Annotated in this window: 31 protein-coding genes; 14 read left to right on the top strand and 17 right to left on the bottom strand. The window is 67.3% G+C overall.

Annotation, left to right across the window (positions count from 1 at the left end):
• Positions 1-17 precede the first annotated feature (17 nt).
• The 4 genes from H566_RS28120 to H566_RS27320 all read right to left on the bottom strand — a co-directional run bounded on the left by H566_RS28120 (position 18) and on the right by H566_RS27320 (position 2,651).
• Entirely contained in the window at positions 18-341 is a 324-nt protein-coding gene (locus H566_RS28120; RefSeq protein ID WP_034410969.1) for an HNH endonuclease, read from the bottom strand.
• A 114-nt stretch (positions 342-455) separates the two neighbouring features.
• A complete protein-coding gene (locus tag H566_RS0107595; protein ID WP_028310971.1) occupies positions 456-1,037 on the bottom strand; it encodes a hypothetical protein in 582 nt (193 codons plus the stop codon).
• Complete coding sequence (locus H566_RS27325) at positions 1,034-1,846, bottom strand: hypothetical protein (RefSeq protein WP_051378323.1); 813 nt, start codon at positions 1,844-1,846, stop codon at positions 1,034-1,036. Before H566_RS27325 ends, H566_RS0107595 begins: the two co-directional genes overlap by 4 nt.
• Entirely contained in the window at positions 1,821-2,651 is an 831-nt protein-coding gene (locus H566_RS27320; protein WP_051378321.1) for a YdaU family protein, read from the bottom strand. The genes H566_RS27325 and H566_RS27320 overlap by 26 nt, the downstream gene beginning before the upstream one ends.
• A 359-nt stretch (positions 2,652-3,010) precedes the next feature.
• On the opposite strand from H566_RS27320, the gene H566_RS0107580 reads away from it, so the two are divergent.
• Together H566_RS0107580 and H566_RS28860 are read left to right on the top strand one after the other, a co-directional pair.
• A complete protein-coding gene (locus tag H566_RS0107580; RefSeq protein WP_028310970.1) occupies positions 3,011-3,319 on the top strand; it encodes a hypothetical protein in 309 nt (102 codons plus the stop codon).
• Positions 3,320-3,448: 129 nt separating this feature from the next.
• Positions 3,449-3,670, top strand: a complete 222-nt coding sequence (locus H566_RS28860; RefSeq protein ID WP_156924329.1) for a hypothetical protein — start codon at positions 3,449-3,451, stop codon at positions 3,668-3,670.
• Positions 3,671-3,681: 11 nt separating this feature from the next.
• Here the strand turns inward: H566_RS28860 and H566_RS0107575 are convergent, their stop codons facing one another.
• From H566_RS0107575 to H566_RS0107565, 3 genes are read right to left on the bottom strand one after another with little or no spacing between them, the layout of a single operon-like run.
• Positions 3,682-5,397, bottom strand: coding sequence for a DNA cytosine methyltransferase (locus H566_RS0107575; RefSeq protein ID WP_028310969.1), 1,716 nt, complete (start codon positions 5,395-5,397; stop codon positions 3,682-3,684).
• Positions 5,391-5,720: a hypothetical protein gene (locus H566_RS0107570; protein ID WP_028310968.1), complete on the bottom strand. Its 330-nt coding sequence runs from the start codon at positions 5,718-5,720 to the stop codon at positions 5,391-5,393. Before H566_RS0107570 ends, H566_RS0107575 begins: the two co-directional genes overlap by 7 nt.
• Complete coding sequence (locus H566_RS0107565; RefSeq protein ID WP_028310967.1) at positions 5,717-6,181, bottom strand: RusA family crossover junction endodeoxyribonuclease; 465 nt, start codon at positions 6,179-6,181, stop codon at positions 5,717-5,719. Before H566_RS0107565 ends, H566_RS0107570 begins: the two co-directional genes overlap by 4 nt.
• Positions 6,182-6,278: 97 nt before the next feature.
• Between H566_RS0107565 and H566_RS28855 the strand changes: the two genes are divergently transcribed.
• The gene (locus H566_RS28855; RefSeq protein ID WP_156924328.1) at positions 6,279-6,638 is read left to right on the top strand and encodes a hypothetical protein; all 360 of its coding nucleotides are present in this window, start codon (positions 6,279-6,281) and stop codon (positions 6,636-6,638) included.
• A 19-nt stretch (positions 6,639-6,657) separates the two neighbouring features.
• On the opposite strand, the gene H566_RS0107560 is transcribed toward H566_RS28855, so the two are convergent.
• From H566_RS0107560 to H566_RS23630, 3 genes are all read right to left on the bottom strand, one after another.
• Positions 6,658-6,975, bottom strand: a complete 318-nt coding sequence (locus tag H566_RS0107560) for a hypothetical protein (protein ID WP_156924327.1) — start codon at positions 6,973-6,975, stop codon at positions 6,658-6,660.
• A gap of 315 nt (positions 6,976-7,290) precedes the next feature.
• Positions 7,291-7,503, bottom strand: coding sequence for a hypothetical protein (locus H566_RS0107555; RefSeq protein WP_028310965.1), 213 nt, complete (start codon positions 7,501-7,503; stop codon positions 7,291-7,293).
• A gap of 3 nt (positions 7,504-7,506) precedes the next feature.
• The gene (locus tag H566_RS23630; protein ID WP_034410967.1) at positions 7,507-7,758 is read right to left on the bottom strand and encodes a hypothetical protein; all 252 of its coding nucleotides are present in this window, start codon (positions 7,756-7,758) and stop codon (positions 7,507-7,509) included.
• 70 nt (positions 7,759-7,828) lie between these two features.
• Between H566_RS23630 and H566_RS23625 the strand changes: the two genes are divergently transcribed.
• Entirely contained in the window at positions 7,829-8,485 is a 657-nt protein-coding gene (locus H566_RS23625) for a LexA family protein (protein WP_051378320.1), read from the top strand.
• A 48-nt stretch (positions 8,486-8,533) separates the two neighbouring features.
• On the opposite strand, the gene H566_RS28850 is transcribed toward H566_RS23625, so the two are convergent.
• From H566_RS28850 to H566_RS0107535, 4 genes are all read right to left on the bottom strand, one after another.
• Positions 8,534-8,821, bottom strand: coding sequence for a hypothetical protein (locus H566_RS28850; protein ID WP_156924326.1), 288 nt, complete (start codon positions 8,819-8,821; stop codon positions 8,534-8,536).
• On the bottom strand, positions 8,793-9,401 hold the full coding sequence (locus H566_RS28845; RefSeq protein WP_156924325.1) for a helix-turn-helix transcriptional regulator: 609 nt from the start codon (positions 9,399-9,401) through the stop codon (positions 8,793-8,795). The genes H566_RS28850 and H566_RS28845 overlap by 29 nt, the downstream gene beginning before the upstream one ends.
• Positions 9,402-9,756: 355 nt before the next feature.
• Positions 9,757-10,089 (bottom strand): DUF3761 domain-containing protein, encoded by a 333-nt coding sequence (locus H566_RS0107540; protein ID WP_084544869.1) that lies wholly within the window; start codon positions 10,087-10,089, stop codon positions 9,757-9,759.
• A gap of 1 nt (position 10,090) precedes the next feature.
• A complete protein-coding gene (locus tag H566_RS0107535; RefSeq protein WP_169732499.1) occupies positions 10,091-10,477 on the bottom strand; it encodes a DUF6232 family protein in 387 nt (128 codons plus the stop codon).
• Positions 10,478-10,769: 292 nt separating this feature from the next.
• Between H566_RS0107535 and H566_RS0107530 the strand changes: the two genes are divergently transcribed.
• The 10 genes from H566_RS0107530 to H566_RS23610 are packed head-to-tail and all read left to right on the top strand — an operon-like array spanning position 10,770 to position 17,373.
• Complete coding sequence (locus H566_RS0107530) at positions 10,770-11,039, top strand: hypothetical protein (RefSeq protein WP_028310962.1); 270 nt, start codon at positions 10,770-10,772, stop codon at positions 11,037-11,039.
• Positions 11,036-11,335 carry a hypothetical protein gene (locus H566_RS0107525; RefSeq protein WP_028310961.1) on the top strand — a complete coding sequence of 100 codons (300 nt, stop codon included), beginning with the start codon at positions 11,036-11,038 and terminating at the stop codon, positions 11,333-11,335. The genes H566_RS0107530 and H566_RS0107525 overlap by 4 nt, the downstream gene beginning before the upstream one ends.
• Positions 11,332-11,550 (top strand): hypothetical protein, encoded by a 219-nt coding sequence (locus tag H566_RS0107520; RefSeq protein WP_028310960.1) that lies wholly within the window; start codon positions 11,332-11,334, stop codon positions 11,548-11,550. Before H566_RS0107525 ends, H566_RS0107520 begins: the two co-directional genes overlap by 4 nt.
• Positions 11,541-11,753, top strand: coding sequence for a hypothetical protein (locus H566_RS0107515; protein WP_028310959.1), 213 nt, complete (start codon positions 11,541-11,543; stop codon positions 11,751-11,753). Before H566_RS0107520 ends, H566_RS0107515 begins: the two co-directional genes overlap by 10 nt.
• The gene (locus H566_RS23620) at positions 11,746-11,937 is read left to right on the top strand and encodes a hypothetical protein (protein ID WP_034410964.1); all 192 of its coding nucleotides are present in this window, start codon (positions 11,746-11,748) and stop codon (positions 11,935-11,937) included. Before H566_RS0107515 ends, H566_RS23620 begins: the two co-directional genes overlap by 8 nt.
• On the top strand, positions 11,934-12,845 hold the full coding sequence (locus tag H566_RS0107510; protein ID WP_028310958.1) for a YqaJ viral recombinase family nuclease: 912 nt from the start codon (positions 11,934-11,936) through the stop codon (positions 12,843-12,845). Before H566_RS23620 ends, H566_RS0107510 begins: the two co-directional genes overlap by 4 nt.
• Positions 12,846-12,859: 14 nt before the next feature.
• Positions 12,860-14,104 carry a recombinase RecT gene (locus tag H566_RS23615; protein WP_084544868.1) on the top strand — a complete coding sequence of 415 codons (1,245 nt, stop codon included), beginning with the start codon at positions 12,860-12,862 and terminating at the stop codon, positions 14,102-14,104.
• A 7-nt stretch (positions 14,105-14,111) separates the two neighbouring features.
• Positions 14,112-15,893, top strand: coding sequence for an AAA family ATPase (locus H566_RS0107500; protein WP_028310957.1), 1,782 nt, complete (start codon positions 14,112-14,114; stop codon positions 15,891-15,893).
• The gene (locus H566_RS29610) at positions 15,890-16,168 is read left to right on the top strand and encodes a hypothetical protein (RefSeq protein ID WP_211238055.1); all 279 of its coding nucleotides are present in this window, start codon (positions 15,890-15,892) and stop codon (positions 16,166-16,168) included. Before H566_RS0107500 ends, H566_RS29610 begins: the two co-directional genes overlap by 4 nt.
• Positions 16,132-17,373: a site-specific integrase gene (locus tag H566_RS23610; protein ID WP_084544866.1), complete on the top strand. Its 1,242-nt coding sequence runs from the start codon at positions 16,132-16,134 to the stop codon at positions 17,371-17,373. Before H566_RS29610 ends, H566_RS23610 begins: the two co-directional genes overlap by 37 nt.
• 348 nt (positions 17,374-17,721) lie before the next feature.
• Here H566_RS23610 and H566_RS0107485 read toward each other — a convergent pair whose 3' ends face one another.
• From H566_RS0107485 to H566_RS23600, 3 genes are read right to left on the bottom strand one after another with little or no spacing between them, the layout of a single operon-like run.
• Entirely contained in the window at positions 17,722-18,108 is a 387-nt protein-coding gene (locus H566_RS0107485) for a c-type cytochrome (protein ID WP_034410963.1), read from the bottom strand.
• A gap of 2 nt (positions 18,109-18,110) precedes the next feature.
• Positions 18,111-19,325, bottom strand: coding sequence for a quinoprotein dehydrogenase-associated putative ABC transporter substrate-binding protein (locus H566_RS27315; protein ID WP_051378318.1), 1,215 nt, complete (start codon positions 19,323-19,325; stop codon positions 18,111-18,113).
• Positions 19,322-21,151 carry a PQQ-dependent dehydrogenase, methanol/ethanol family gene (locus H566_RS23600; RefSeq protein WP_169732498.1) on the bottom strand — a complete coding sequence of 610 codons (1,830 nt, stop codon included), beginning with the start codon at positions 21,149-21,151 and terminating at the stop codon, positions 19,322-19,324. The genes H566_RS27315 and H566_RS23600 overlap by 4 nt, the downstream gene beginning before the upstream one ends.
• Positions 21,152-21,348: the final 197 nt, after the last annotated feature.

The raw sequence follows: 21,348 nt of genomic DNA, 5'->3' as shown, positions 1-21,348 counted from the left end.
GATGCCTCTGCGCCGCGTCAGGCGCCCCGTTGCGCTGCGATCTCCGCGAGGTCGCGCTTGGTCTTTCCACGGTGGCACTCACCGCACAGGGCCTGCTTGTTCGCATCGGTGTCGGACCCGCCGAGAGCCAGAGGCACAACGTGATCGACCTCGGTCGCCACGGTCACCGCGCCGGCCGAACCGCATGCCACGCACAAGGGGTGCAGCCGAAGGTAGCGCGCCCGAGCCTCAACAGCGCGCCGACCGCGCATGCGTTCGGTGCCGATCGGATCAGGCGCTGCAGCGAGCCGCAGGCCGCTCGGCGCGGGCCTCAGGCTGGGCTTCAATGTTGTGAGCTTCATGCGTAGACCCAACGAAAAGGCCCCGCGCAATCGCTTGCAGCGGGGCCTTGAAACGGTAGGCGGAATTTGTCCCATACCGATAGGACGCGAGTTTTGCAGGACAAACCTGCAACGTCAACGGTCGCCGACTATCCCCGCCTCACGCAGACGGAAGTCGAGCGCATGCATCGCCCGGCCTTCCTCGCTCTTGAGCCACGTCGCGATCGCCTTGTTGTGCGTGCTCACGGTGCGCTCGGCGAGCTGGTTGCGGCGAGCCACGTCGATGAAGCTCTCCTTCACGCCGAAGAACCTTTCGACGCAGGCCACACGCAGCCGCAGATAGCCGGCGGTGCCCGGTGCATGGTCGGCGGCCATGCGCGCCAGCTCCCGCGTCGCGGCCGTCCACACCGGCGACGGGCGGGTGTGCTTGCAGCACGGCGCACCACAGCCGCACGGCAGCGCGCGCAGCGAGAACCGGGCAGCGATCACGAGCCCCGGCACCTCGCCAAGCCGCATCACCTCCGCCTTGATGAGCCCGGCATTGCCGCTGCCCTCGATGGTCGGCCCGAGGCCGCGGCCGCCGACGTGCGCCGTGCCGCGCCCGGCCTTCGTCGCGGCGCTCACCTCGGGATGGGCGCCCTCCTGCCGGTAGGCCCAGGTCAGCGCGTCGGCGGTGTGCTCGAACAGCGCGGGTTCCTGCGCGAGAACTGCGCTCATGCCGCTTCTCCGTGGGTGTGGTTGTTGATGCCCAGCGCGTTGCGCGCCATGCGCAGCGCGGTCGCGGTCACGCTGCTCGGGTTCAACTCGGCGCGCTCGACGAGGCGGCGGGCCCATTCGAGCCCGGGCTTCGGCCGGTCCTTCAGCTCGTTGAGCTTGGCGGCCAACTCGGCGTCGCGCGCCTGCTGCTCGGCGGCTGTGAGCACGCGCGGCTTCGGCGCGTCGAGGCGCATCGCCGAGCGATCGACCTTCGGAATCTCGGCCGACATGCGGCCGGCGCGGATCTCCGCGAGGCAGTCGTCGAGCACGTCGATCCAGCGGGCGCGCATGCCCGGCCAGGTGCTCGACAGCAGGTCGCCTCCGATCGCCGCTGCCGCGCGGAAGATGGCCGGATGGCTCCAGCGATCGCCGCCTGCGGCGCTGTGGCGCCGGCGCATCTCGCGCACGGCCTCGTGGTAGGCCGCCTCGTGTTCGATGGGCGGGCGGCATGCGGCCAGGAACTCGGTGAAGTTCGGCGGCCAGCCCTTGTCGCGGCGCATCGGGTCGCGGCCACCGCGCAGCGCGTCGATGCCGGTGGCGATCTCGTCGAAGGTCACGCGCTCGGCGGTGAAGCCCTCGGCCCATTCGCGCTTCCAGTTCTCGACGGAATCGGTGTCGGGGAACTGGGCGCGAAAGCGCGTCGGGAACAGGCCGTCGAGGCGGTTGTACAGCTGGTCGAGCGGCGACAGGCCGGCGAGCTTCTCGCGCGGCGCGAGCCAGCGCAGCAGCGGGTCGGAGCAGCGTTCAGCGGGGAGTGACGTCGATGACATCGCGGTCGTCCTCGGGGTTGGTGCGGTTGCGGTTCACGTAGGCGGTCGGGTTGAACTTCTCGGGGCGGCGTGGCGCCGGCGAGGCGCGCGGCGGTGGCGCTGGCCGGTGGCCGACCTGCTGGGCCTGGGCGTGCAGGGTCTCGATGACCTTCACGACGTAGCCGACCGGCACACGCTCGCCCGGCTTGGCCTCCTTGGCGGTCTGGCAGGCGCTGCGCACGGTGCGAGCCGATGGCGCCAGCGCTGCAAGCGCGATCAGGCGCGGGTCGTCCGGGTTCGACTCGATGCCGTCGCGCCGCAGCGCGATCGAGAGGTCGAGCGCGGTGGCGCATCCGTCGGCCTCGTCCGGGCGCGCGCCCGCGCTATCTCTCTCTTCTTCTTGGTTATTGGCTATTGGCTTATGGATAGGGTTCGGTTCGGGTTCCCGCGAAAAACCCGGTGGGTTTTCTGCGGGTTTCTCGGCTGAACCCGAGTCACCGGCTTTCGGTTTCTTCGGACGCCCCCCACGCTTTCCGACTTCGCGGTTGTGGGCTACCCGTTCGGCCATGGCGGAAAGCTCCTGCTCGCAGCGATGCTGGTGCCAGGCGCCGTCGTGCAGCTCGAAGAAGTCCTTGAGCACGGCGTCGAGCGCGGCCAGTTCTTCCGGCGTGCGCGCGCCGATCAGGCGGGCTGCGCGGTCGGCCGGAATGGCGCGTTCCTCGACGTAGTAGACCTGCATGAGGCGCAGGTAGATGCCGTGCTCAAGCAACGACAGGTGGGCCGTCGCGCGGAGGTAATCGCCGATGTGGAGCTTGAAGTAGTTCATGGTCGTGAGGCCCGGAATGTCGCGTCACGCGGGCGGCGCGGTAAGGCGGAAGCACTTCCGCCAGGGGGGCGCCGCGAAGCTTCGGCGACAGCAGAAGGCCAAGTCGGGCGGACATCTGTCCGCCGAACTCGAACAGGCACTCTCGGCAAGCGAGCGAGCGAAGTCATGCCGCACGTGTCATACGAAACTTGTCCGACGCCAGCGCACAACTCCCGGGCGAGATTTCCGACGCTGGAGCTGGGAGAGTTCGGAGAGCGGAACTCTTTGCGATCGGTGTGCACGCTCAGGTTCGCGCTTGTGTCCGACGCCGCGATCAGCAACATGGGCGTTCCGACAACACACACGAAGGAGAGCCTGAAATGCCGACGTTCAAGGTCATCACCGCCGTTCATCTCAACGACCTTGGCGAGGTCGAGAGGGTGAGGTGGTGCGATGTCGACGGCCAGACCAAGCGGACCGTCAGTCCCGACGAAGTGGTTGACGTGATCGCGGTTGTCGATCTGCTCATGCGCGGCGATCGAGTCTTCGCGGTCCTGCCCGGCGGCCAACTCGGACCGGAGTTGAAGGTCACCCTGAGCAAGCGCGGGCACGGTGAAGAGACCATCGAATTCGTGCAGCCAGCGCCGGGCGACGCTGGGCACTCGATCACCGAAATGGAGCGCTTCTAGGCCATCGGCGAAGGCCGGCGCATTGGTGCAAGAGGCCTTCTGTGCCCCTGGGGTCTTGCGCCAGATCTGTCGTGACGGCTTCCTAGAGAACCGGCGAGGAATGGCCTCGCCGTCTTCAAGGAGAGTCAAATGAGCAGGCAACGGAACACGATCAACCGAACCGTCCGCGTTGAGGACGTCGAGCTCCACGTCGCAGCGACGGAGCATGGCAAGGGGCATTGGGATGCCGTTGCCCGCTTCGATTTGAATGGGCAATTGTGCCGAGCGCAGCTTGGGGAACCAGCACCGAATTCGGATTGCGCCATCGAGGAAGTGGCGCGAATTGCCATCCGCTCGATCAGGAACGGGTGAAGGGCCGAACTTCATGCCGCCCTCTGCATCGCCAGCCGGCTATCCCACTGCGCCCGAATCAGCGCCTCGCCGACCGGCGGCGGTACCGAGTTGCCGCAGAAGCCAACCTGCTTCGACTTCGAGAACAGGCGGCCGTCGTGCCCGTGCTCGATCACGTAGCTGTCGGGAAAGCCTTGCGCGCGGAACAGCTCGCGCGGCGTGAGCATGCGTAGATGGATGTCGACCACCACCCACGGCTCGCCGCGCACCCACACAGTCACGAGCGCCAAGCGGTCGCGGGTGGTGATGGTGTCGAGCGGATCGCACACGTCGATCGACAGCGCCGTGCCGTAGTACTTCACCAGGAACGCGGCGCAGCGCAGTGCGCCCGCCTCGGCCTCGGGGCTCAGGTGGTACTCGACGACGCCGTGATGCTCGCCGCCCGCACTGATCGTTCGCAGCGGTTCGCGCACGTCGCGCGCGTCGCAATTGCCGCGCAGGTGCGCGAGGTGAGCCGTGACGAGGCGCTGCTGCGTGCCGCGACCGGTGATCGTGCTCAGCGGCGCATCCGCCGCGCGCCCCTCGCCCTCATAGAACCCGCCATTCGCCTGCTCGACAAAGACCGACGCCAGCGTGGCCACCGTCAGCGCATGCCGGTTTTCCGTCGTCTGCGTCGGCAGCGGTTCCTCAAGGCCCGACACCCGCCGATCCGACGCCCTGCGCTCGCCGTAGTACGTCGTGAGGCACGCCGCCTCAAGCACCGGCGCCGCCACGGCGAACTCGCCCCGATGCGCCGTTGTGACGGTCCGCAGCGGCTCGTGCACGTCATGCACGCGGCCGGCGCTGCCGCCGTGCGTGATCGGCACGATGAAAGGTGAGGCGCTGTCGAGCACGAATTTCTTCATGCCGTGCGCCACGCGGCGAAGGGTCGCGTCTGCCAGCGGCTTCGGCCGGTCGAAGATGCTCTTGCCCGGGATGGCCCAGTCAATGATCTCGGCGGCCGAGCGCCACCGCTTCTGGCCCTTGGCGGGTGCCTTGTGGTGTGTCGCTTCGGGCCACACGATCGGCGCGCCGTCGCAGCGCGCGACCATGAACAGCCGCTCGCGCGACGTCGGCGTGCCGTAGTCGGCCGCGCACAGCACGCGCCATTCGACCGAGTAGCCCAGGCCGCGCAGCGCGGCGACGAAGCGACGCCACGTCTGGCCGGCGCGGCGCGGGTCGGGCACGAGGAACTGATGCTCCAGCGGCACACGCTCGCCCGGGGCCGCCACGGTGCCGTCAAGCCTGATGACGCGGCCGGTCTTGGGGCAGCGCTTCGCGATCAACGGCCCCCACTGGAGGATCTGGCGGACGTTCTCCAGCGTGATGATCCGGGGGGCGCGGCCCGCGCGCGCCAGCCGGCCGGCCCACTTCGCGCCGACCCACGACAGCGCGCGGGTCTGGCGGTCGCGCGGCTGGCCGCCGCGCGCCTGGCTGTGATGCGTGCAGTCGGGGCTGAGATGCAGCAGCCCGACCGGCCGGCCCTCGGTGACGAGCAGCGGGTCGGCCTCGAACACGTCCTGGCAGAAGTGGCGCGTCTGCGGGTGATTCGCCTCGTGCATCGAGCATGCGTCCGGGTCGTGGTTGAACGCCATGTCCACATGCCGGCCGATCGCGCGCTCGATGCCGGTCGACATGCCGCCGCCGCAGGCGAACTCGTCGATGACCAGCTCGTCGTCGAGCCCGAGGATGAGTTGGGGGGTCAGCACCGGATCACCCTCCATACCGTCACCGTCTCGCCCCGGTAATCCTCGATGTCGCCGACCAGCTCGATCAGGCCCAGGCTCTCGACGCGGGCGAACGCAGCGGCCATCACGCCCGGCCGGTTGCAGGTGCAGCGCAGGCTGTCCAGCTCGGGCTCGGCGACGCGCGACAGCACCATCTCGACCGTGATCGCGGACAGACGACCGGTGCGGATGCACATGCGGATGAAGGCCTGCGCCACGGCCACGTCGGCCAGGTCGGGCACGACGGCGCCGCAGACGCAGAGGTCGCGCTGCTCGCGCGCGAGGTTCACGGTTTCCACGCTCATGCCCCCTCGGTCGGCATCGGTGTCACGAGCACGTCCACGCCGGGCGTCGAGCCGTAGCGCTTGCGCGCGGTGACATCAACGGCCTGCACGTCATCGACCCAGACGACCCCGTTCATCCCGTCGAACAGCGCTTTACAGACGTTGTCCAAATCGGGCTTCTTCGTGGGCACGACCTGGCCCGCGAGCGCGGCGGTCTGGCGCTTCTTCGACCAGCTGGCCGGCGGGCAGACGATGATCCGCAGCTCGACCATGCAGGGGAACGACATCGGCGCGCGGCCAGCCATGGCCTGCTGCGCGGCCAACGCGATGACGCCCTCGTAGGCGGCGGTCTTGGCCGGCGTGCGCAGCGTCGGACGGCCATGGAACCCCATGCCGGCGATGGGCCGGCCCTTGCCCTGCGGCGTGCCAGGCACGACGAAGCGAACCGGGGTGAGGTCTTGCGGCGCAACGCTGCGCGTCATACCAGCCCCCTCTTCGTGCGAATTCCGAAATTTCGCCGCATTGGGTTCTTCGACAGATGTGGCTGAATGAGATCGCCCTCAACCGCACGGAATGTCCATGAACCCTCATCTATTTCAGACGCTGCTTTCTGCGTGCCGCAAACAATGCGAATGCAGTAGCGGTCGAAAACTGCTTCGAAAAAATCTTGAATGCGACGTGACGCCAGAAATGTTCGCGGCATGCACGCAAGCGCTGAACGAATGGACCGAGAAAGCCAAGAAGGAACTGCCACCAGGCGTTGATCGTCAGGCGGTCGACTTGGATCGCTATTCGGACTTGCTGCATGCGTTTCGCAAGAGGGCAGCGACTGAGGCTGGGATACAGAGCCTTCGCAAAGAGCTTCAAGACGCTGATGCGACATGCCGCATGGCCATCGAGCAAGCCATCGCAACAGCGCCCCCTCGTCGAGGCAGTTGAGACGTACCGCGACCATCGTTCAGCCCTCCCCCGCCGAGCACGGGCACCCTGCCCCGCCGTGCTCCAGGCACGCGCGCGGCTCGGCCGGCACGACCATGTAGGCGATGCCGGTGCCTTCGCAGGTCCGCCCGAACTGCGCCTCGATCGCGGTCCACAGATCCAGCGCCTCGACGACGCAGCCGCCGTCTTCGCCCGTGCACGCGCACAGCTCGCACACGTCGGTGCCGCTCGCCACCTCGACCTCCTCAATGGCGCCGACGCCCGGCACCGTCATCGTGCTTGCAAGCGCTTTCACGCCGTCGCCCGATGCTTCATTTCCCGTTGCTTCCTGTCGCATCTTTTGCCCCTCTCGCCCCACTACGGGCGGACTTGTTCGGCCTGTCTTGCTGCGGCGCGGGAGGCTCCCTGACGATGAGCACATGGACTCCCAATCCCATGTGCCTCCTCAGGTGCGCTCCTACGTGCGCCTCTACTTGCGGCGGATCGCGCGCCGCGTCGCGGCCGGGCTTCCCCCGGCTGGAACTCGCCCTGCCCCGCAACCGAAGCGGCGGCGGGCGGACCTGTGAGGCATGGCCTCGAAGAAAAGACCGGGCGGTACTGCCAGGGAAGCGCGCGGCTGCTTGCAGGCTGGCCGCGCGTGGAGACTCGGGGGTCAGGGGCGGCGCGCGAACGCGCTGCCGCAGTAACTCAGCCGGTACCGGCAGCCGCCGGCCGGGATCAGATCGGGCGCGTCGATGCAGTAGCCGGCGTCGAGCGCGGCGGCATCCAGGCGCTCGCCAGCGCGCTCGCTCATCGAGATGGGCAGGCGCCTCGCCGACTCGCTCATGAGGTCGCGGAACAGCGTTGCGTAGGGGTTGGCGTACATCGCTCAGCCCGCCTGCTGCGCGAGCGCGGTGGCGCCGGTGCTCGATTGGACGGACGGCGCAACCGTCGCGGCGTCGTAGGTCTTCCAGTCAGCCTCGGGGAATCGGCCACGCAGGAACTTCTGCCACGCGCGAGGGATGCGGTTCTCAGTGCACCACTGGGAGATTCGGGCGCGCGTGAGGCCGGTCTCGCTGATGACAGCGGCGCGTCCGATTTGCGCGATGAGTTGGGCGGTTGGGGTCTTGGTCAGTTCCATGCAGAAAGCTTAGAACTCTTAACAAGAGTCAGTCAAGGATCGTAATCGCCTCGGCGTTTAGATTCCTAACATGCTCAAAGACCGAATCCAGACGATCCTCGACGAGACCGGCATCAAGAATGTGGAGCTGGCGAACGCCGCCGGCTGCACGCGCGCGCTCGTGACGCAGTGGCTTGATGGCACCGCCAAGTCCATCAGCTACAAGCACGCGCGCGGCATCTGCCGTCAGCACAACTACAGGCTCGACTGGCTGATTGAAGGCGCCGGGCCGAAGCGACCCGATGACGGCATGGCGATTGATGACGAACCGGCGTTGAAGCCGGTCAGCACAATTCGCAGCGTCCCTTTGATCTCGTGGGTCGCAGCCGGCCCACTCTGCGAGGTCAGTGACCCGCACCCGGTGGGCGGTGCCGACGACTGGCTGCCCTGCCCCGTGCCCTGCTCAGAGGGCACCTACGCGCTGGAGGTGGTCGGGGATTCGATGGAGCCGGAGTACCGCGAAGGCGAGATCGTGTTCGTCGATCCCCAGCTGGCACCGCGCCACGGCGACGACGTGATCGTGCGCACTCCCGAGGGCCGGGCGACGTTCAAGCGCTACCAGGACACGCCCGAGGGGCGGTTTCTGCTCGTCCTCAACGAGAGCTACCCGCAGCGGCGCATCGTGGTCCCGGAGGGAACGATGTTCTGCGGGGTGGTGATTTTCTCGGGGCGGAGAAGGCGGAAATGAAAAACCCCGCCGGGGCGGGGTCCATTACAACAGGCGTAGGCTTTGCTGTCATTCATTCCCATCAAGAAGCGCGGCCTTAATGGGTTCAATATTTTTTATCATTTCAATAAATTTTTCTGACGACGTTATCGTTTCAGTCCTGATTTTACCGTCCGTCATGGCCATAACGATATGACGCGCTATCTCTATGCATGTCACTGTAGGCACAACCAAAGCAAATGTCGGCTTACCCGGAAGACCGTCGGCAGACTCCAGCGCAAACAACAATTTTGTTGTAAATGCACCCACGTGCATTCCGCTCAAGTTGTCAAAGTAAGCGAGCTTGATCTCGCTCATCTTCGGAAAGTCCATTTCCGATGGTTGATCCGCTTTCATTTCGTTTTCCAGTTCCATTTTCACCCTCGCCTTCTTGGCTCGCACTCAGGTTAGGAAAAGAAGCTGCAAATAATGCTTCCGGAGAAAGATGCTTTGCTTCTAAGGCCAAAACAGAATGAGACACAAAACGCACAAGCAGTGCGCAATCGAAGGCATGAGCATACTTGACAAGCGTCTCAAGCTTCGTACTCAAATCAAATTCGTTCTCAATTCTTGAAATAGCGCTTTGCCGCGTACCAACAAGTTCAGCAAGTTTTTGTTGGCTTAGTTGCCTCATTTCTCGGTTAACACGAATTTGCCAAGGAATACCTTGTTCGATTGCGGCCTCAACATAGGCTTTTCGGTACTCTTCGTCTTTCCACTCCTCCGGAAACTGGCTTGCAGTTTTCCTTGTATCTACATTTTGAGAATAAATAAAGTTACTATGAGAACGATTAGACAAACCAACATTTAGCGGAATAGTCGTCAATTGACTTTCCTTCGCAACGAAGCTTTGCGTCGATGGTTTGCTGCTGGTAATCAGCCGGTAGGTATTTGTCATCTTTCTCAATCGCCGGGACAGTAATCACGAAAGAGTCTTCGTCCGTCAAAGATTTTTCGCTTGCTACATAGAACCCTGTTGGCCTATGTGCCGTCCGATTTTCATCTTTGAAGTGTATCACGTATACGTGATGGCCTAGCGACACAGCCTTTGGTCGGCGCCAAAGAGTTAACGGCGTTTGCGCAAGTTGCTGAAGCTCGCGATCTAGTTTAGCCCGCCCCTTCGTGGACAGCTCTCGATACCACTGAAGTAGAGGGTCTCTGGCGGCAACCTCACGAAGGCGCCTGAAGGTAGTGTTTGCCATGCAACGTTATTGATTGGTAGTTACTCAGAAACGTTCAATCACTGTTCATTTTCACAGCCAGCTCGCCACACCGCCGTGATGCGAGCACGTCCCGCGCCGGTGCATCGAGAACGAATAGCTCCCATCGCGGCATTGCGCGCTCGCGCCTTCCGGTGCTTTCCCGCTCACCGTGTGTGCGGGCGAATGCACGTCTTGGCCCGCGCTGTTCCGGTAATGGCGGTGCTCGACGAACTGGCTTTCGTCGTACTTGGTGGGCGCCACATGGATCGGCGCCGGGTGGTAGCCGGGCAAGCGGCGCGCATGCGCCGGGCCGGTGGTCGCGGCCAGAGCCAGCAGACCGACGGCGAGGAAGCGCGCGGCTGCGCGCAGGGGCGGGATGCGCATGTCAGCCTCGGGCGATGATGGCTTTGGTGATGGCGGCCTCAACGTTCTGGATCAGAAGGCCGTTGTTCGATGACAGCGCCTCCGACTCGCCGGCGTTCGTCGTGACCATCACCACGTAGCGGTCCCGGCACTTCGCCACCGCGCTGATCGAGCGGATGAAGAGGAACCCGGCCACGGCGAAGAACGGCAGCGAGACGATCGCCGCCGCATCGGCCAGCAGCTTCAGCGCCAGCAGGAACAGCAGGCCGCAGACGACCGCGTGGACGATCGTCCAGAACCGCTTCGCCACGATCACCGCTGAGCGCACCGCTGCAATGTTCCGCATCGCGATGGTCTGGTTTCCCGAGACAAACCGGGCGTTCGTGACCAGCACACCCGGCGCAACCATGAAGGTCTCCTCTTCCACCCTGCCCTCTCTTCTTCTTGGAATCGGGGCGGGCGTAGTGCCCGCCAACTTGCAAGGGTTTCGGCAGGCCTTCAGCACGCATAGATAGGACGATTCCGTCCGTGGCAACCGGCTCGAACTTGAGCGGAGGCGCGCTGGAATTCCTTGACATGCAGCCCCGCTGAACAAGGACCGCTGATAGATAGAACCCTAAACATTTTGGTTAATAAGTCTTGACTGTCGTTTGTTAAGGGTTCTAAGCTTTGTACATCGCCACCCCACACGGGAGACAACGATGGACACCGCCACCCAACCGGCCGCCCTGCCGGAAAACCTGACCCTGATCCTCGACCGCCCGCCGGTCGTGCCGCACATCGATGTGGTCGCCCATGTCGCGCTGCGCGGCCCGGTCGTGCTGCTGAACATCGTCGGCGCCGGTGACGGCGGGCTGAGCCTGCCGACCGCCGAAGCCCGCCGGCTCGCGCAGCACCTCATGACCATCGCCGACACCTCGGATGCCATCGCGGCGATCCAGGCGGCGCGCAAGGGCGTGGTGACGCAATGACCACGCTTCCGAAGCTGGTCACGCCGGCCCAGTTCGCGGCGAAGAAGCACCGCGCGAAGGCCGAGGACCGCACGCGCAACCTGCCGCGCCGGATCGCGCGTGCAAAGGCTTGCATGAAGGCCCGCCGCGAAGCCAAGGCCGAACACGACGACCTTCTCGGCGTGCTCTGGTGGCTCACGGTGATCGTGCTCTGCCTGTCGCTCATCGGCTGCGCCTACGGGCTCATCGTCACCACGACCACGCAGGCCGAACAGCTGCTCGCGCTGGCTGCGTCGGCGCACGGAGGTGTGCGGTGAACCTGCACCACGTCCTCGCCGAGACCGACCTCGTCGTCGTCAAGGGCCTGCTGCTGGTGGCCGCGCTCCTGGCGTTGTCGCTGCTCGGCTGGCGCCGCGCGCTGCTCGTGGTGGTGCTCGTCGGCGCGGCGTGGGCGGCGATCGAGTTCCAGCGGCCCGCCAGCGCGCAACCGCCCATCAGCTCGCCCGATCGGCAGGTGTCGATGTGGGCGTGATCGGCGAGCGCGAAGCCGACGCGTTGCTCGACCTGCGCGAGCGGGCCGAGGCTGCAGCCGACGCGATCGACGACCGCGCGGCCGAGCTGCTCGATCAGCTGCCCGCGGACGTGCTCGCCGCGTGCGCCGACTGCACGCACATCAACGACCTGGCCGCCGCGCTCGTGCGGGTGGTGGCCGAGCGGGAGGCCGGCCGTGCCTGACACCGCCTCGCCCTGGCTCACCACGGCCGCGCGCCGCATCCGCGAAGCGCGCGCCGCCCTCCCCCAGACCTTCACCGCGTCGGATGCCCGGCGCAACGACGAACTCGACGTGTGGATCGGCCGGCTGTGCGCCGGCGCGCTGATCGCGTTCGTTGCCCTTTCTCTCGCAGGAGTCCTTCGATGAACGCACCCGTTTCGGTCGGCCAGCTCGACCGCCAGAAGTACCTCGGCGGCTCCGACGTGGCCGCCATCCTCGGCATCAGCCCGTGGCGCACGCCGCTCGACGTCTTCCTCGACAAGGTGCGCGGCCGCGAAGAGATCACCGACCCGGCGAAGCTCAAGGTGCTGCGCCGTGGCACCCGCATGGAACCGTACATCCTCGACCTGCTGGCCGAGGAAGAAGGCATCGAGATCGTGGCGCGCGGCGAGCGCTACCTCGACCCGACGCACGACTTCATCGCGGCCGAGATCGACGCGGAGACGGACGACGGCCGCAACATCGAAATCAAGAGCAGCAGCCCCTTCAAGTCGCGTGAATGGGGCGAGCAGCAGACCGACCGGATCCCGGTCTACTACGCCGCCCAGGCCATGCACGGCCTGATGGTGACGGGCCGCGAGCAAGCCATCTTCGGCGTGCTCATCGGATCCGACGACTTCCGCGTCTACCGCCTCGACCGCGACGAGGAAACGATCGCCGCGATCCGCGAGAAGGAAGTCGAGTTCTGGCAGCGCGTGCAGGCGAACGATCCGCCGGCCGCGAGCACCGTCGATGACGTCCTGCGGTTCTACGGCCCGAAGGACGACGGCGCGGCCCTCACCGCGCCGGCGCACATCGCCGAAGCAGTCGCCCAGCTGAAGCAGCTCAAGGCCGACGTGAAGGACCGCGAGGGCGAGATCGAGCGCATCGAGGAGGAGATCAAGGTCTTCCTCGGCCCGGCCGCGACGCTGCTCGGCGCCAACGGCAAGCCTCTCGCTACCTGGAAGGCGCAGACCAGCGTGCGCCTCGACGGCAAGGCCCTCGAAGCCGCCCATCCCGACCTGGCCGCGAAGTTCAAGAAGGCCACGGAAACGCGCGTGCTGCGCATCAAGTGAAGGAAGAACGAACCATGTCCGCAGTCGCCAACCTCCGAGCCGCCGCAACGGGCGAGCGCCCCCTGGCCGAGATGAAGCCGAAGGAGCAGATCAGCTACCTGCTCAACCAGAAGAAGCACGAGCTGGCGAAGATGCTGCCGAAGACGCTCAGCATCGAGCGCCTGCTCAAGGTCGCCCAGATCGCGGCCACGACGACGCCGGCCCTCGCGAAGTGCGACGTGCCGTCGCTCGTCGTCGCGATCGGGCAATGCGCCCAGATGGGCCTCGAACCGAACACCGTGCTCGGTCACGCCTACCTTGTGCCGTTCAACACGAAGCGCAAGACCAAGGACGAGCGCGGTCGCGAGGTGGAGCGCTGGGTGAACAGCGTGCAGGTGATCATCGGCTACAAGGGCCTGATCGACCTCGCGCGCCGCAGTGGCCAGATCGTGAGCATCGCGGCGCACGAGGTGTGCGAGAACGACAAGTTCGAGCTCGTCTACGGCCTCGACGAGAAGCTGAACCACACGCCCGCGATGGGCGAGCGCGGCAAGGTCATCGGCTTCTATGCCGTCGCCAAGCTCAAGGATGGCGGCCACTGCTTTGAGTTCATGAGTGTCGCCCAGGTCGAGGAGATTCGCCTCAACAGCCAGTCCGCCTACAAGGACGAGTGGCACGAAGGGCATAAGACCGGAAACCGGATCCCAAAAGACGGTCCGTGGTGGCAGCACTTCACCGAGATGGGCCGCAAGACGGTGATCCGCCGGCTCGCGAAGTACCTGCCGCTGAGCATCGAGTTCGCTTCGGCGGTCGCGCTCGACGCCCAGGCCGACGCCGGCCGCGACCAGCAGCTCGAAACCATCGACGGCGAGTTCATCGTGCCGGCCGAGGATGCGCCCGCCTTCGACGACAACGACGCCGCGCCCGCGCTCGAACACGCGCCGAGCGAGACGCTGCCCACCAGCACCAGCCGCCAGCGCGAGGCCGAGCCGATCGAGTCGCGCGCCGCGCCCGCTCCGGCGCCTGCCGCCGAGCGCTCGGACGACGCCCCGCCGCCTGCCGTGGACCTTGCGAGCGTCCTGCGCAACATCGACGCAGCGCGCACCGAGCAAGAGCTCGAAGACGCGGGCGTCCTGATCGGCGAGCTGCCGAACGAAGCCGAGCGCGCGAGCGCGGGTGATGCCTACCGGGAACGGATGGATGCCCTGCGCGCGCCGCGCCAGCAGGTCGGCCGCAGCCGCGCCGCGCGCGGTGCGCAGCAGAGCTTCGACGCGGAGTGAGACCTGCATGAACCTCACCCACCTGCACATCCGCAACTACTGCGGCGCGCGCGAGATCGACCTCGCGCTCGACACGCCCGTGACGCTGATCGCCGGCCGCAACGGCCAGGGCAAGAGCAGCATCGCCGAGGGCATCCGGCACGCGATGCTCGGCTCGGCCGGCCGTGTCGCGCTCAAGAAGGACTTCGCGGCGCTCGTGAGCGACGGCGAGAAGAAGGGCGAGGTCAACGTCGATAGCAGCACCGCCGACGGCGAGGCCGCGTGGCGCGTCGCGCTGCCGGGCGGCAAGCAGTCCGGGCCTGACCTCGGCGCGGCCCTGCCCTTCGTGCTCGACCCTGCGCGCTTCGCCGCGATCGACGACAACCAGCGCCGCACCGAGGTGCTCGACCTCGCCGGCATCGCGATGGATGCCGAGACCGTCGCCGCCAAGCTGGCGCAGCGCGGCCGCGCGAAGGCCCACATCGCCGCGCTGCCGCTCGACCGTGGGCTGTTGGGCGCTGCCCGCGTCGCGCTCGACAAGGCGAGCGAGGCGCGCGGCGCGTGGAAGGCAGTGACGGGCGAGGCCTACGGCAGCGTGAAGGCCGAGAGCTGGCAGGCGCCGCGCCCGGCCGACCGGTCGAGCGAGCTGCTCGGCATGCAGGTCCGCATGCGCGAGCTGGCCGACGCCGTGGACGCCGCGCAGCGCGCCGTGACCGTCGGCGAGGAACAGCAGCGCGCGCGCCGCGAGGCGCTGGCCAGCCGCGCCGGACTCGAAGGCAAGGCCGCGCTATTCGCCCGCGCGCAGGACAAGCTCCAGCACGACGAAGCCGAGCTGGCGCGCTGTCGGCAGAAGCTCGCCGAGGCCGAGGCAGCCGCCGGCACGAAGCCGCGCGAGGGGTTGGTGCATGACCTCGCGCGCTCGCTCGCGCTGCTGCTCGACATTCTCGGCAGCCAGGCCCCCCGCGTCGCGTCGCTCGACCGCTACGAGGCCGAGCACGGACCGCTCGCAACCATCGACGGCGCGCCGGCCACGGACCCGACGGCTGCCGCCTACATCGCGACCTTCCGCCAGTCGGTCAGCCTGATGGAAACCACCGTTGCGAACAGCAAGCGCGACCGCGACGGCGCCGACGCCGCGGCGCGCGCCCTCGACGCCCTGGGCGAACTGCCGGCCGCGCCGACCAACGATGAACTCGCCGCGCTGCGCACGCAGCTGGCCGAGGCCAAGGCCGCGAAAACCGCGATCGACCGCGAGGCGGCCACGATCGGCGACGACGCCCGCGCCGCGCGCATGGCCGACAGCAAGACGGCCGACGCCGCGCGCCACCACGCCGACGTTCAGGCCTGGGAGGCGATCGCCGCCGACCTCGCGCCCGACGGCATCCAGTCCGAGCTGCTCGGCGCCGCGCTCGCGCCGCTCAACGAGCGCCTGGCGCAGCACGCGGCCGACACCGGCTGGCCGGTCGTCACCGTCGAGCACGACATGCGCATCCTCACCGGCGGCCGACCTTACGCGCTTCTCAGCGAGTCCGAGCGCTGGCGCTGCGACGCCATGCTCGGCGAGGTCATCGCGCACCTGTCGGGGCTGCGCATCCTGCTGCTCGACCGCATGGACGTGCTCGACCTGCCGGCGCGCTCACAGCTGCTCGGCTGGCTCGGCGTGCTTGCGGAGATGGCCGAGATCGACAGCGTGATCCTGCTCGGCACGCTCAAGGCGCTGCCGGCGCGACTGCCGTTCGGGTTCACGGCGCATTGGGTCGAGGGCGGCCGGCTGGCGGCCGCGCGTGAGGAAGCGAAGGAGGCTGCATGAGCACCGCTGCGGAAATCCTCCCCATCGAACCGCGCCAGCGCCGCAAGCGCACGGCGGCGCGCCCGGACACTCTCGTCGCGGCCGGATTCGGCTGGGTGAAATTGTGGAAGTACTGCGCGGAAACGGGCGACACCGAGGACGCCGTGCATGCGCGGCGCCGCGAAGGCATCTGGGTGGACGGCGTGCATTGCCGGCTGCGTGACGGAAAACTGTGGGTCAGCGTTGAGGCATTCCAGGAATGGTTAAGCGGAAAGACGATCGTCCCGAAGGACTGACGCTCGACCTGCCGCGCGGGGTGACGGTGCGGAAGTTCAAGACGAAGACGGTCCTTCAGATCGCATTCACCTTCGACAAGGCCACCTGCCGCGAGACGCTCGCGCTCGAACCCACGAAATCGAACCTGCGCTACGCGGCGAACCTGAAGGCCGAGATCGACCGCAAGATCCACGATGGGGTGTTCGTCTACGCCGAGTACTTCCCCGACTCGCCGCGCGCCAATACCGAGCCGGAGCGCAAGGTCGCCCTGCTCGGCGATCTGCTCGACGCCCGGCTGGCCAGCTACCGCAGTGCGGTCGAGAACGGGAACCTGTCGCCGGCCACGCTGAACGGCTACGACAAGGCCATCAAGCGCCTGAAGAAGGACTGGGCGAGCGTCCCCTTGCCGGTGGCGCCGTCGGCGCTGAAGGATTGGGTGCAGAACCTCGGCCTCACGCCCAAGGGTGCGCGCAACCTCATCACGCCGCTGCGCTCGACGTTCGAGGACGCGCTGGCCGACGAGTTGATCGAGTTCGATCCGTTCGATCGCATCCCGCTCAAGAAGATCCTGCGCGAGACGACCGTGCGGCCCGAGTACAGAGCCGACCCGTTCTCGGCCGAGGAACGTGCCGTGCTGCTCGACCGCGCGCGCGAGGACGAGCGGCCGATGATCCAGTTCTGGTTCGAAGTCGGACTGCGCCCCGGCGAGCTGATCGCCGCAGCCTGGACGAAGGTCGACGGCGTGCATCACCGGCTGCGCATTGATGCCAACGTCGTCTGCAAGGTCGAGAAGCTACCCAAGACCGAGGCCGGAATCCGCGACATCGACCTGAGCGCCGCCGCGCTTGACGCGCTCCAGGCGCAGCGCCGGTTCACGTTCCTTGCCGGCGGGCGCATCTGGCACAACCCGCGCACCGGGCAGCCGTGGGATCACGAACAGCAGATCCGCCGCACGCTCTGGGAGCCGCTGTGCCGGCGCGCCGGCGTGCGCTACCGTTCCCCCTACCAGATCAGGCACACCTACGCGGCCGACCTGCTGACGCACGGTGCGAACCCGTGGTACGTCGCCGAGCAGCTCGGGCATGCCGACGTCGAGATGGTGTTTCGCACCTATGGGCACTGGATCGGCGGGAGCTGGAAGAAGCCGAAAACTGCACGGGAACTGCACGGGCCGGAAAGCGGAACGCGCAACCCGTTGAATATAAAGGCGGTAGGAGAAAGCTAGACGCAGCTAGACGCGGGTTCGATTCCCGCCGCCTCCACCAATATTTGTTTCATGCATTGCTTGACGGCCACCTTTCCGGGTGGCCGTTTTTGTTTTTGCCGTTCGTGCATCACGAGAATGGCAGCGCACCGTATTGCAACCTGCTACCTGTCCCTGATTGCCCGCTCGGTTGATGGCAATCAGACCGACGCACCGCGCTGCAATTCCCGCGCATCGGTTTCCCCGTTTCCCGAGCGATCGGGGCCGATCATCCTTCGCGGCATGTATGGCCATTGCCCGTCGAATGCCCGAAAGGCTTCACGGCGGGCACCGATTCGCACCAATCCCGCCGCCAATGCCATTTCGCGGTCATTTGGATGGCAGCGCCTCCCACCAGTCGTTGAACTTCGGCTCCGTCGCGCTACCGATGCTGCGCAAATAGGCAGCGAGATTGCTGATGTCGGCCGCGGTCACGTAGCCCTTGTAGGAGCGCATGCCGCCGTCCTCGCCGCGCAGCACGGCCTCGGCCACGTCGCCACGCTCCGCGTGAACGATGTTCGGCCCCATGCCGCCAGTCCCACCCATGCCGTGACAGGCATAGCAGTTGAGCTTGAGGTAGAGCCGGCGTCCCTCGCCGGCGGCACTGAGCTTGCCTTGGACGCTCGGCTCGGCGGCCGATGTCTGACCAAGACCGGCGAGCAGGCAGAGTGCGCTGGCGGCAATGCCGGCGCCGATGCGGTGGAGCGGGGAATTCATCGTCATTGCCTTTCTTGACTGGAGAGCGAAGCCGGCGCGACGCCGGACACGGCGGAAGGCAGCGTCACCGCCCCGCCGGAAGAAGCGCAGACCGATGCCCGCGCGCAACCGGACAACGGATCAGCCTCGTGCGGACCGGCGGACGAGGGCTTGTCCGCCGAGAAGCGGGCCGCTCCATCTGACAGGCGACCCACCGCCGTCGGCACGCCGTAATCGCGCAGCAGACAGTCGATCTCGGGCCGGTGGCGGTCGAGCGCGGCCTGGAGCTGACGCAGACGCTCGTCGTCGCCGCGCCGCAGGCCGAGCGCCAGTTCGAAGTCGGGGCGCTGGCCGGGTTCAAGCGGATCGGCGCCGACCGGAGTGATGACGAGCCGATCGCCGTGACGCTTCGCGAACCAGCCCGCGAACGGCCCCCAGACGATGGCCACGTCAACCTCGCCCGAGGCCACGGCATCGACGATGCGGCCCTGGGGATCGACCTCGCCTTCGCGCCCCCACATCGGGTAGCCGCGCACATGGGCGGTGAGCCCGCGCCGCGCCAGCGACATGGCCGGCGGCGTGTTGCCGCCCTCCGCGCCGATCGCCTGAAGACCGATCGTCAGATCGCGCCAGGACGGATCGTCATAGCTCGCCGGCGCCCGCGGACCATCGCGCCGCGTGACGAACACATAGCTCGACGCATACCAGGGCCGCGAAGTCATCAGCCCTTGCAGGCCGACCGGAGCGCTCATGACCAGATCGCAGCGCCCGGCATTCAGCCCGCGTCGCAGGAAGCCACGCCGCTGCACCGCCCAGACATGGCTCACGCGCATGCCAAGATCGGCCGCGAGCAGTTCGGCCACGCGGTTCTCGAAGCCTTCGCCGCGCGCGTTCGAGTACGGCAGGTTGTCAGGCTCGGCGCAGACGGTGAGCACCGGACGCGGGTCGGCGGTGACGGTGGTGGGCATCGGCACCGCCGCCGCCGACACCTTGCCTGCCTCCGTTTCCGCCCTCGCCTCGCCGCCACGCAGCAGGGCCGCCGCCGCGAGCGCGACGAGCACCGCCGCCGCCACGCGCCGCATCAGTCGCGCCTGACCGTCGCCGGACGCCGGGAAGCCGGCGTCATCATCGGCCATGGTGGCGCGGATCAGCCGGCGACCGTCCGCCCTCGCCACGGTCTTGCGCCCGCGATCGCCGGTCGCGCCGACGGGCGCGCCGTCCTCCATGCCCTGCTTCATGGCAGCTTGAACACATGGACCATGCCGCTCGTCGCGGCGGCCGTGGCCTGGGGCGACGCCTTGAGCCTGGCCGCCGCCCGCGCCGTCGGCGAGGCCAGCTTGTCTTCGGACTCGGTCTGCAGCGCCGGGCAGGGGCCGCCCGAAAAGCCGCCCGCGAGCCAACCCACGCCCGTGTACACCGCCACGCGCTGCCTGCCGTCCGGACCGGCGTAGCTGATCGGGTTGCCGACCACGCCGCATTCGAGCTGCTTCTTGAACACCACCTCGCCGGTCGTCGCGTTGACCGCCTTGAACCAGCGGTCGAGCGTCCCGTAGAACACGAGGTTGCCGGCCGTCGCCAGCGTGCCGGCGTAGAGCGGCAGCGGCTCGTCGATGCTCCAGGCGCGCTTGCCCGTCTTCGCGTCCCAGGCCACCAGCTCGCCGAGCTTGTTTCCCGAGCCGGGCACGAAGTCGAAATCGGCGCCCCAGAACGGCGTGCCCGCCAGATAGAAGGCCTTGAGCGGCTCGAAGTTGACGCAGAAATTGATGGCCGGTACGTAGAACAGCCCGGTCGCTGGCGAGTACGACGCCGGCTCGAAATCCTTCACGCCCAGCGGCGACGGACAGATGCCCTTGGTGACCGTGCCCTGATGGGTGTCCATGCCCGGGTTCACCGCCGGCACGCCGGTGCCCAGATCCACGTGGTCGGCCCAGGTGACCTCGCCGAACTTGTTGGCGTTGATCACCTCGCCCGTCGCCCGGTCCATCGTGTAGGCGAAGCCGTTCTTGTTGAAATGGACGATGACCTTGCGCGGCCTGCCGTCGATGGTCATGTCGGCCACGATGCTTTCGTTGACCGCGTCGAAGTCCCAGCCGTCATGCGGCGTGAGCTGGTAGGCCCACACGGCCTCGCCCGTCGACGGGCGGCGCGCGAAGATCGACGCGCCCCACTTGTTGTCGCCGGGGCGCATGTCCGGGTTCCAGACGCCGGGGTTGCCGGTGCCGTAGTACAGCAGGTCGAGGCCCGGGTCGTAGGTGAGCCAGGCCCAGGAGGTCGAGCCGCCCTGCTCCCACATGCGGTCGGGCCAGGTAGTGGCGCCGAGGTCGGTGCCGCGGTCCTTCGCGTAGTACGCCTTGAAGCCGGCGCCGATCTTCACGTCGGCGTCGGGGCCGGTGTTGTAGGCCTTCCAGGCCGGCTTGCCGGTCTTGAGATCGAGCGCCTGCACCCAGCCGCGCACGCCCAGTTCGCCGCCCGCGTTGCCGACGATGACCTTGTCCTTCACCACGATCGGCGCGCCGGTGAGCGTCTCGCCCAGGCTCATGTCGCCGAGCCTGCGCTTCCACACGCGCTTGCCAGTGACGGCATCCACCGCCACCACATTGCCGTCGAGCGTCGCGTAGATGACCTTGCCGTCGGCATAGGCCGCCCCCCGGTTGACGACGTCGCAGCAGGCGATGCCGCGCGAGAACTCGCTCGGCTTCGGGTCGTAGGTCCAGAGCGTGACGCCCGGGTTGGCGAGGTCGAGCGCGATCAGCCTGTTGGGCCAGGGCGTGACGATGTACATGCGCCCGCCCACCACCAGCGGCTGGCCCTGGTGCGAAGCCTTCACGCCGGTGGCAAAGCTGAACTCCTCGACCAGCGTGGCGGCGTTGGACGGCGTGATGTCGGCGAGCTTGCTGTAGCGCGTGCCCTGGTTGGTGCCGGCCGCCGTGGTCCAGTCGGCGTCCGCGCCGGCGGCCCCGGCCAGCGCCGCCGGGGCCGGCAGCGCGAGTGCGATGGCCCAGGCAAGTGCCGCCCCGGCCGGGCGCGCGCGCCGCAGGCTGGCCCGCTCGAATGTTGCTGTCATCTCCTGCATGCGCTCCTCCATGTGCGTGATGTTTCACTTGAGGATGTGCTTTTTTCCCATTCAATGCAATAGAAAGATTTCCAGGAATTTCCGGTGCATTTCCATGAATTGCCGGGGGCGGAAACGCCGACGGCGTGCGCCACCCCGGCCGAAGCCGGAACGGACGCACGCCGTCGGACGTGATGACGCGGAAGGAG

It is taken from the genome of Derxia gummosa DSM 723 (genome assembly GCF_000482785.1).
Lineage (GTDB): Bacteria > Pseudomonadota > Gammaproteobacteria > Burkholderiales > Burkholderiaceae_E > Derxia > Derxia gummosa.
This window is presented reverse-complemented; position numbering and strand designations above follow the sequence as displayed.